General features: G+C 73.3%; 5 protein-coding genes and 1 pseudogene. 3 read left to right on the top strand and 3 right to left on the bottom strand.

Annotated features, from left to right (window positions below; translation table 11 throughout):
- Positions 1–170: pseudogene (locus ACRDP3_RS04390) on the bottom strand (NCS2 family permease); the annotation flags it as partial.
- A gap of 148 nt (positions 171–318) precedes the next feature.
- Between ACRDP3_RS04390 and ACRDP3_RS04395 the strand changes: the two are divergent.
- The 3 genes from ACRDP3_RS04395 to ACRDP3_RS04405 all read left to right on the top strand — a co-directional run bounded on the left by ACRDP3_RS04395 (position 319) and on the right by ACRDP3_RS04405 (position 3,478).
- Entirely contained in the window at positions 319–591 is a 273-nt protein-coding gene (locus tag ACRDP3_RS04395) for a DUF2530 domain-containing protein (RefSeq protein ID WP_431515479.1), read from the top strand.
- 126 nt (positions 592–717) lie between these two features.
- Positions 718–996, top strand: coding sequence for an ANTAR domain-containing protein (locus tag ACRDP3_RS04400; RefSeq protein WP_431515475.1), 279 nt, complete (start codon positions 718–720; stop codon positions 994–996).
- 31 nt (positions 997–1,027) lie between these two features.
- Complete coding sequence (locus tag ACRDP3_RS04405) at positions 1,028–3,478, top strand: cation-translocating P-type ATPase (RefSeq protein WP_431515476.1); 2,451 nt, start codon at positions 1,028–1,030, stop codon at positions 3,476–3,478.
- On the opposite strand, the gene ACRDP3_RS04410 is transcribed toward ACRDP3_RS04405, so the two are convergent.
- Positions 3,454–4,071 carry a dihydrofolate reductase family protein gene (locus tag ACRDP3_RS04410; protein ID WP_431515477.1) on the bottom strand — a complete coding sequence of 206 codons (618 nt, stop codon included), beginning with the start codon at positions 4,069–4,071 and terminating at the stop codon, positions 3,454–3,456. The two genes, ACRDP3_RS04405 and ACRDP3_RS04410, sit on opposite strands and share 25 nt — an antisense overlap.
- A gap of 66 nt (positions 4,072–4,137) precedes the next feature.
- On the bottom strand, positions 4,138–7,052 hold a 2,915-nt coding region (locus ACRDP3_RS04415; RefSeq protein ID WP_431515478.1), incomplete at its 5' end, for a sacsin N-terminal ATP-binding-like domain-containing protein.

Raw genomic sequence — 7,052 nt, forward strand, 5'->3', positions numbered from 1 at the left:
AGCGCCTGCTCGATCGGGTCGAGCAGGAAGTAGACGAGGAAGCAGAACCCGACGACGTTCAGCAGCCACGGCACCTCACGGATCCGCCCGGTCGCCGCCTTCAGCAGGATGAACGCCAGCACGCCGACGTCGCTCCACTCGATCGCGGCCACGTTCGTGGCCATGATCAGGATCAGGTGAGCAAACGGTGTCGGTGATCGCTATCTCCGCGCGTAGAGCGCCGGGAGAGGGCCATGCGGGGGGCTCGTACGGCGCTGACTAGGCTGGGTCCGACCGACGTGGTGCGGGCGAGAGGGAGCGAGCTGCGCGATGGGCCTCATGGACAAGTGGACCAACGGCGAGCGCGAGGCCCCCGAACCGCTCGAGGGCCCCATCATGGGCACCGTCTTCGTCGGTACGGCGGTCTGGTTCGTCCTCTTCCTCGCCCAGCTCCCCTTCTACGGCTGGTACGTGGACCACGGCCACGACTGGTTCATCTGGACCTGCGCCGCCGGAGCGGGCCTCGGAGTTCTCGGCTACTGGTACGTACGGGCCCGTGACCGCTCACTGCGCCGCGCCGCGCAGCGCGCCGCCGAGCCGCCCGCCGACTAGGCCCTGTCCGAGCCGCCGGTGCGCGTGGTGCGTTTCTGCGTATGATCACTTCGTCGGGCATATGCCCATCACAGCCCGCCGGCTGAGCGGCGTATCACCGGAACCCTGACGGGAATTGGGGCAAGCATGGGCGACGCGGAGAGTCCGCAGTCCGAGCTGGAGCAGCTGCGCAGGGCCATGGAGACGCGGCCGGTGATCGATCAGGCGCACGGCGTCCTGATGGCCAGGTACCGGTGCCCGCCGCCGACCGCCTGGAGCGTGCTGGTCGCCGTGTCCCAGCACACCAACACCAAGCTGCACAAGGTCGCCGCCGCGCTGGTGGAGAGCACCCAGGGCAAGCCGCTGCCGGAGTCGCTGAGCCGCGCGCTGCGCGCCGCGCTGGACCAACCGGTGCAAGGCGGGTGAATACCGGCATCAAGCCCGTAACGTCGACGTCATGACGGACCGGGGAGCCGCGGAGCAGCGCGCCGCCGCGTCGGGCGGGCTGAGTACCGCGGAGGTCGACGCGCGGATCGCGCGCGGTGAGGTCAACGACGTCCCCACCCGCAGCAGCCGCTCCGCCACCGAGATCGTCCGCTCGAACGTCTTCACCCGCTTCAACGCCATCATCGGCGTCCTGTTCGTGATCATCCTGGTCGTCGGCCCCGTGCAGGACACCCTGTTCGGCTTCGTCATCCTCGCCAACACCCTCATCGGGATCGTCCAGGAGCTGCGCGCCAAGAGGACCCTCGACAACCTCGCCGTCATCGGCGCGGCCCGGCCGACCGTCCGGCGGGACGGGAGAGCCGTCGGCCTGCCCACCCACCGGATCGTGCTCGGCGACCTCATCGAGCTGAGGCCGGGCGACAAGTGCGTGGTGGACGGGGAGATCACCGAGTCGGACAGTCTGGAGATCGACGAGTCGCTGCTGACGGGCGAAGCCGATCCCGTGATCAAGCACCCCGGTGACCGGATCATGTCCGGCAGCTTCGTCGTCGCGGGCGTCGGCGCCTTCACCGCGACCCGGGTCGGCCGGGCCGCCTACGCGGCACAGCTCGCCGAGGAGGCGTCCCGGTTCACGCTCGTACACTCCGAACTGCGCAGCGGCATCAACACGCTGCTCAAGTACATCACTTGGGTGATCGTCCCGACCGGGGCCGGTCTCGTGGTCAGCCAGTTCGTCATCGGCCGCAACGACGTCGAGACCGCCATCCGCCGCATGGTGGGCGGCATCGCCCCGATGGTGCCCGAGGGACTGGTGCTGCTGACCTCCATCGCCTTCGCCATCGGCGTCGTACGGCTCGGCCGCAGGCGGTGCCTGGTTCAGGAACTGCCCGCGATCGAGGGGCTGGCCCGGGTCGACGTCGTCTGCCTGGACAAGACGGGGACGCTGACCGAGGGCGGGATGGACGTCGCGGAGGTGAGGGTCCTCCAGGACGGCGGCGAGCCCGCGGGCAGCGCGTACGCCGAACGCCGCGACCGCATCGAACGGGTGCTCGCCGCGCTCGGGTCCGTCGATCCGCGGCCCAACCCCAGCATGCGGGCCATCGTCGACGCCTACGCCGGCCGCCACGACTCCTCATGGCAGACGGTGCGGTCGCTGCCCTTCTCCTCCGCACGCAAGTACAGCGGCGCCGCCTTCGTCGAACCGGACGGCACCCGCGGTACGTGGCTGCTGGGCGCCCCCGACACCCTGCTGCCCGCCGGCCATCCCACGCTCACGCAGGTCGACCGGCTCAGCCGGGAGGGCCTGCGCGTCCTGCTGCTGGCAGGCACGGAACGGGAACCGGACGCGCCGGACGCCGCGGCCGGCGCCACGCCCGCCGCCCTGGTCGTACTGGAGCAGCGGCTGCGGCCGGACGCCGCCGAGACGCTGCGCTACTTCGCCGACCAGGACGTCTCCGCGAAGGTCCTCTCCGGCGACAACCCGATCTCGGTCGGTGCCGTCGCGGCCAAGCTGGCTCTGCCCGGCGCCCAGACCCCGGTGGACACCCGCGGGCTGCCGGACGATCCGGAGGAGCGGGCACGCGCCCTGACCGACGGCACGGTCTTCGGGCGGGTCTCGCCGCGGGAGAAGCAGCGCATGGTCGACGCGCTGCAGTCGCACGGACACCACGTCGCCATGACCGGCGACGGCGTCAACGACGTACTGGCCCTGAAGAACGCCGACATCGGCGTCGCCATGGGCACCGGTTCGGAGGCGACCCGGGCCGTCGCCCAGATCGTGCTGCTCGACAACAGCTTCGCCACCCTCCCCTCGGTCGTCGCCGAAGGCCGGCGCGTCATCGGCAACATCGAGCGCGTCGCCCACCTCTTCCTGACCAAGACCGTCTATTCGGTGCTGCTGGCGGTGCTGGTCATCTGCTGGCAGGTGCCCTACCCCTTCCTTCCCCGTCATCTGACACTGCTCGCCTCCCTCACCATCGGCATCCCCGCCTTCTTCCTCGCCCTGGCGCCGAACCACGAGCGCGCCCAGCCGCACTTCGTGCGCCGGGTCATGCGGTACGCCGTACCCGCCGGGCTCATCGGCGGGGCCGCCACCTTCGCCGTCTATCTGCTCGCCCGGCACCACTACTCCGGGCCGGGTTCGCTGCGGGCCGAGACGAGCGTGGCGACGCTGACGCTGTTCCTGATCGGGATGTGGGTGCTCGCGATCGTCGCCCGGCCCTACACCTGGTGGCGGATCGGGCTGGTGCTGACGATGGGTCTCAGCTTCGTGGCCGTACTGGTGACGCCGTGGCTGCAGCACTTCTTCGGACTGCGGCTGGTCGGCACGGCCATGCCCTGGTGGGCGGTGGTGTGGGCGGCGGGCGCGGGGGTGGCCCTGGAACTGGCCTGGCGCTACGTCAACGGCGGCGACCGGCGCCAGGGCCGTGGCCCGGCCTACTCCAGCAGGAACGAACCGTAGGTCGGCCGCCCCGCCGGTGTGTAGGTGTGGATGGCGACTCCGGCGCCGGTCGTCTTGCTGCTCGTGAGCTTCATCGCCGTGGGCACCGCGCCGTCCGCGAACAGCCGCTGCCCGGTGCCCAGGACGACCGGATAGGTCAGCAGCCGGTACTCGTCGATCAGGTCGTGCGCCATGAGGGACTGGGCCAGCCTGCCGCTCCCGTGGATCTGCAGCTCCCGGCCCGGCCGCTGCTTGAGCGCGGTGACCTCGGCCACCACGTCGTCGCCGAGCACGGTCGAGTTGTGCCAGTCCGCCGACTTCAGGGTGGTGGAGGCCACGTACTTGGGCAGCGTGTTGAGCCGGCTCGCGATGGGGTCGTCGGGGTCCGTGACGCGCGGCCAGTGGCCGGCGAAGATCTCGTACGTGAACCGCCCGAGCAGAAAGGCGTCGGCTTCGTCGAAGACCTTGGCCATGAAGGCGCCCATGTCCTCGTCGGCGTACGGAACCAGCCAGCCGCCCTGCTCGAAGCCGCCCCGGGAGTCCTCGCCGGGGCCGCCGGGGGCCTGCATGACGCCGTCGAGGGAGACGAAAGTGGTGAGTGTGAGTGAAGTCATACAGAGGTGACCGGCCGGCGGCCCCGAACTCATCGGTGGCGCACCCGCCGGCTCAGGCGGCGGCCGTCAGTCGAACCAGCGGGCCCGCTCGAGTTCCGCCACCCGCTCCGGGTCCTCCAGCAGCGCCGCCACCTCGAAGCGGCGCCCCCAGTGGCCGGCGGCCCAGGCCAGCCCGGCCGCCACGCCCTCCAGCGTCGCCGCGTGCAGGACGCCGTCCGGCGTGCGGCGCCAGTCCACGTCGGTGCCGTCGACCACCAGCTCGTCGTATTCGCGGTACGTGCGGGGCGCGTCCGGGAGCAGCACGCGGACCGCGTCCGGCACCTCCCGCTCCGTACCCGCCCCGGACGCCGCCGCGTCGATCTTGCCGGCCACGACCTCACTGAGCCGCCGCACCTCCAGCACGGTCGCCAGCTCGGCCGCCCGCACGGGACGTACGGGCACCAGCGCGCGGTTGCCCGCCACCGCGATCAGGTCGGGCGCGTCCGCGGCCGTCGCTTCACCGGCCGGCACGACGTGCACCTCACCGGTGTCGGCCCGCACCACCCGCAGCTCCTGCGGCAGCGTCACCTCGTCGGGGTCCAGCTCGGACAGCAAGCTGTACAGACCGTGCAGTTGGGCGTGGCCCACCACCAGCTCGGGGTCGGCGAGCCGCGCCAGCAGCTCCGCCGCGCCGCCCGGTTCCGCCAGCAGGGCGGCCGCCGAGGTGCGCATGCCCAGCGCCCGCAGCACCTGCTCGTCGCCGAGGCCTGAGGCGTCGGCCTCCTCGTAGAGGCCGTTCAGCAGCGGGTCGCCGCCGGCCGCGCGCAGCCCCGCCGGGCGGCGCCCGTCCAGCACGGGGTGGCCGCGCAGCCACCAGGCGGTGTAGGGGCGCACCGTCTCCGTCACGCCGTCCGGCAGCAGCACCCTGACCGAAGCGGTCAGCGCGTCCCGCAGCGGCGGCTCGGCCAGCATCGCCAGCGCCTGCGGCCAGCATTCGTCGTCGACCAGGTCCAGGTCGCGCACCGCCACCAGCTCCGCCGCGACGGGCGGCAGCGCCGGGCCGCCGTCCGGGAGCTGGTCGAGCAGGTCCTCGCACCACACGTCGACCGCGTCCAGCAGTCCCACGTCGTCGGGCTCGGCGAAGTCGCTCTCGCGCGGCTCCAGTTCGTCGGGGTCGAGGACCACGTCCGTCGCCCGTACGAGCGCGAAGCCCGCCTGCACCCCGACCGCCGCCAGCGGCTGCTCGCCCCACCGGTCGGCCAACTCGGCGTCGCAGGCCGCGAGCTCACCCGTACGGATGACGCGCTCGAAGGGGCTGCCGGGGTAGACGAGTTCACCGGCGGGGGCGAGTTCGCCGTCCTCGTCGGGGAGCGCCAGCGCTCCGAGCCAGGGCTCGTCTCCTGGCGCCAGCCCCGCGTCCCGCACCAGGCCCAGCACCACGTCGGCCAACTCCTCGGCGTCCGGGGCGCCTTCGCCCCCGGCGCCCGGTCCGCCGAGCCCGCCGTCCCACGGCTCCTCGGCGTCCAGCGACGCCGCGACGGCCGCCCGTACCTGCGGCGTGGTCAGCACCGCGCGCGGAGTCGCACCCGTCGCGCCGAGCTTCTCCAGCAGCGGATGGACGGCATCGGCGTGTGCGACCTTCAGCCCCAGCCGCGCCAGCTGCCGTGCCCTGTCCGGGTCCAGGGACGAGTCCGGCAACGGCAGCAACACCTGCCGGGGGCCGATGGCGGTACGGGAGTCGGCCAGCGGCACCGGAAGTCCGGTGAGCCGGTCCGGGTCGACGCCGGCGAGCGAGTCGTAGAGCCGCCGCCACCACTCCGGCGCCCGCTCCACTCCCCCGAGCCGGTCGATCACCTCGCCGAGCGGCACCCGCGCGACGTCCAGCGCGCGCAGCTCCGTACGCCGCTCCAGCCCGGCGGGCAGCAGGCTCGGGAACAGCTCCGCCAGCACCGCGACGGTGCCGGCCCCCGCCCCCTCGGCGATCTCCGCCTCCCGGGGGCGGAGCACGACCGGCTCGCCCTCCTCGTCCGTCGCGGCGCCGGCGAGAAACGGCACCCGCGGGAGCCGGGCCAGCAGCAACTGGCGCAGCTCGCCGTCCAGTTCGCTCTTCCCCAGCGGCCCGGGCACCAGATCGACCAGGTCCGCCCGTACCGGCCGCCAGTCGCGCAGCAGCGCCACATAGGTGTCGGCGGCACGGTCCAGCAGGAAGCTCGTCAGCGGGCCCGGCGCGACGTGCCGTCGCGTCGGCTCCATCGGGAAGCTCGCGATCAGCAGAGCGGGCAGGCCCAGCGGTTCGTCTGTGGGCGTCGGCGCGTGCACGTAGGGCGCCGTGTCCGGGCGCAGGGGACCGCCGCCGTCCTCGCCGTCCGTGACGGGCACCGCCCAGGTCACCGACCAGGCGGGCCGCAGCCGTTCCTCGACGGGCCGGTCGGCGAGCAGCGCGTCGTCGGCGATGCCGCTGTCGTGCGCGACGCGCCAGCGCCGTACTCCGCTGGCGGCGGTCCCCGCGACGGTCTCCTCGCGCCGGATCTCGACGTACGGGCCCTCGGCGTGCCGGGTCAGCGTCCGGACCCCCTCGGGGGTCTCCACCACGACCTCGGCCAGACCCGGCAGCGTCAGCAGCAGCGCGTCGTCGACGGCGGCGAGCAGCCGTTCGGCGAGTTCCTGCGCCGCGGTGTCCCGCAGCGGCAGCACCACGGCGGTCTCGTACCCCTCCGGCGCCATGCCCTCCGCGGGCAACGGCAGCCGCAGCAACGGGGCGTGGCCGTCCCGGCGGCGCAGCTCCTCGCCCAGTCCGGCGGCGTCGTGCGCCGCCTCCAGCACCAGATCGCGGGCCTCGGCGAGCGACCACCGCACGCCGCCCGTACGGCCGATGACAGCGGGCTCGTCGCTGACGGCGAGCACGGCGGCGAAGCCGACTCCGAACCGGCCCACGGCCGCGGCGGCCTCGGTCGCGCTCGCCGCCGCGTCGGCCCGCTTGGCCGAGGCGCGCAGCGTGGAGA

The sequence above is a fragment of the Streptomyces sp. genome (assembly GCF_050698815.1).
Classification (GTDB): Bacteria; Actinomycetota; Actinomycetes; order Streptomycetales; family Streptomycetaceae; genus Streptomyces.

Bases quoted from the DNA above. Each gene is read 5' to 3' on its own strand.
- ACRDP3_RS04395 (WP_431515479.1), top strand. From the start codon at position 319: ATGGACAAGTGGACCAACGGCGAGCGCGAGGCCCCCGAACCGCTCGAG.
- ACRDP3_RS04400 (WP_431515475.1), top strand. From the start codon at position 718: ATGGGCGACGCGGAGAGTCCGCAGTCCGAGCTGGAGCAGCTGCGCAGG.
- ACRDP3_RS04405 (WP_431515476.1), top strand. From the start codon at position 1,028: ATGACGGACCGGGGAGCCGCGGAGCAGCGCGCCGCCGCGTCGGGCGGG.
- ACRDP3_RS04410 (WP_431515477.1), bottom strand. From the start codon at position 4,071: ATGACTTCACTCACACTCACCACTTTCGTCTCCCTCGACGGCGTCATG.